The 2403-nt window shown below is 64.5% G+C and carries 2 protein-coding genes; one reads left to right on the top strand and one right to left on the bottom strand.

Annotation, left to right across the window (positions count from 1 at the left end; all coding sequences use genetic code 11):
• Positions 1 to 788: GGDEF domain-containing protein (locus EN914_RS32225; RefSeq protein ID WP_164779067.1), on the top strand; the 788-nt coding region annotated here is incomplete at its 5' end.
• Between the two features lies 1 nt (position 789).
• On the opposite strand, the gene gcvPB is transcribed toward EN914_RS32225, so the two are convergent.
• On the bottom strand, positions 790 to 2403 hold a 1614-nt coding region (gene gcvPB / locus EN914_RS32220; protein ID WP_164779066.1), incomplete at its 5' end, for an aminomethyl-transferring glycine dehydrogenase subunit GcvPB.

Genomic DNA, 2403 nt, shown 5'->3' with positions numbered 1-2403 from the left:
CGGCGATCGGCGCCATGTTCTGGATCAACGGCAGTCAGGATCGCCGCATCCTTCTGGTGGTTTCGTTTCTGAGCGGCACCTGCGCGATGTCGTTTGCGTTTTGCGGCGTGGTTCTGCTGACCAAGGGGCAATGGACGCTCGCGATTGCGCCCGACAATTGGGCCGAACGATTGAATTCCGTCGTGGCGGTGGCCTGCATGACCGGGCTCGGAGCATTGACGCTCTCCCTCCATCATCTGCAGGCGCAGATCGAGCTCAAGGCCGAGACCATGACCGACCCGCTGACAGGGTTGCTGAACCGCCGGGCATTGACGTCGCTTTACGGCGAGCGGAGTTTCGGTCCATTCATGTCCATCGTCATGTTCGACCTAGACCACTTCAAGCGGACGAACGATGTCTACGGTCACCCGGTTGGGGATCAGGTCTTGTGCCGTTTTGCCGCCGTCATCAAGAAATATGCCCGGCCCGGCGTCGACGCTTTTCGCCTTGGCGGCGAGGAGTTCGCAGTCGTCATGTCGCGGATGACGGACGAAAAGGCCTACGATCTCGCCAGCAAGATCGGCGTGGCTTTCGGCGCCGAAATCGTCCCCACTCAGCTCGGCAAATTGCGCAGCACGGTCAGCGGCGGCATCGGCTTTGGCGAGGCAAGCGGCAGCAGCCTCGACAACGTGCTCACCGAGGCAGACGCGGCGCTCTATGCCGCCAAACGCGCCGGACGAAATTGCGTCATCAGCCGCAAGAGGATGGGCAAGGCCGAGCCGATCAAGCCGGCCTTGCGCTCAGCGTAAATTACTCCGCGGCCCCCAGATAGTCGGACAGCGGCGGGCACGAGCAGACCAGGTTGCGGTCGCCGGCGACATTGTCGATGCGTGACACCGGAGGCCAGTACTTGGCTGCCGTGTCGGCGTCGCCGGCCGGATAGGCCGCTTCCAGGCGCGAGTAGGGATGGTTCCACTGGCCGGCCAGCGCCTCGGCGGCGGTGTGCGGCGCGTTGACCAGCGGATTGTCGGCCAAAGGCCATTCGCCCCTGGCGACTTTTGCTGCCTCTGCCGATATGGCGATCATGGCCTCGCAGAAGCGGTCGATTTCCCGCTTGGGCTCGGACTCGGTCGGCTCCACCATCAGCGTGCCGGCGACCGGGAAGGACATGGTCGGCGCGTGAAAACCATAATCGATCAGCCGCTTGGCGACATCGTCGACACTGATGCCTGCACTCTCCTTGAGCACACGGGTGTCGAGGATGCATTCATGCGCGACGCGTCCCTGCCTGCCCTTGTAGAGCACCGGGAAATGCGCACCGAGCCGCGTTGCGATGTAGTTGGCGGACAGGATCGCCGTTTCGGTCGCCTGCTTCAGGCCCGAGGCGCCCATCATGCGGATATACATCCAGGTGATCGGCAGGATCGAGGCGCTGCCGAAGGGGGCGGCGGAGACGGCGTGCGCCGAGCCTTCGGTGACATGGCCGGGCAAATACGGCTTCAAATGCGCCTTGACGCCGATCGGCCCGATGCCGGGTCCGCCGCCGCCATGCGGAATGCAGAAGGTCTTGTGCAGGTTCATGTGGCAGACATCGGCGCCGATGTCGCCGGGACGGGCAAGCCCGACCAGCGCGTTGAGGTTGGCACCGTCGAAATAGACTTGGCCGCCATGCTCATGGATCAGCGCGCAGAGATCGCGTGCGCCTTCCTCGAACACGCCATGCGTCGAGGGATAGGTGAACATCAGCGCTGCGAGATTTTGCGCATGCTCAGTCGCCTTGGCCTTCATGTCGTCCATGTCGATGTTGCCGTCTTCGGTGCAGCGCACGACGACGACGCTCATGCCGGCCATCGCCGCGCTCGCGGGATTGGTGCCATGCGCCGAGGAGGGGATCAGGCAGACGGTGCGGTGGTTGTCGCCGCGAGAGCGGTGGTAGCCGCGGATGGCGAGCAGTCCGGCATATTCGCCCTGGCTGCCGGCATTGGGCTGCAAGGTGACGGCGTCGAAGCCGGTGATCTCCGACAGCCAGCCCTCCAGCTCGCCGATCATGGCACGGTAGCCTGCCGAGTGCGCGGCCGGGGCGAAAGGGTGCAGATTGGCAATGCTCGGCCAGCTCACCGGCATCATCTCGGCGGCGGCGTTGAGCTTCATGGTGCAGGATCCCAGCGGGATCATGGCGCGGTCGAGCGCCAGGTCCTTGTCGGCCAGCCGGCGCAGGAAGCGCATCATCTCGGTTTCCGACTTGTTTTCGTGGAAAACAGGCTGGGTCAGGAACTCCTTGCCGCGCGGCTTGCCGGGCACCGTGCTGTCGGCGGAGGCACCAGCCTTGGCGCCGAACAGGGCCGCGATTGCGTCGAGATCGGCCTCGGTGGAGGTTTCGTCGAAGGCGATGCCGATGTGGTCGGCATCGACGGCACGCAGCAG

Origin of the sequence: Mesorhizobium sp. M7A.F.Ca.CA.001.08.2.1 (genome assembly GCF_003998455.1) — a bacterium.
GTDB classification, from domain to species: Bacteria; Pseudomonadota; Alphaproteobacteria; order Rhizobiales; family Rhizobiaceae; genus Mesorhizobium; species Mesorhizobium ciceri.
Note: the sequence above shows the minus strand (reverse complement) of the source record. Positions and strands in the feature narration are given on the sequence as shown.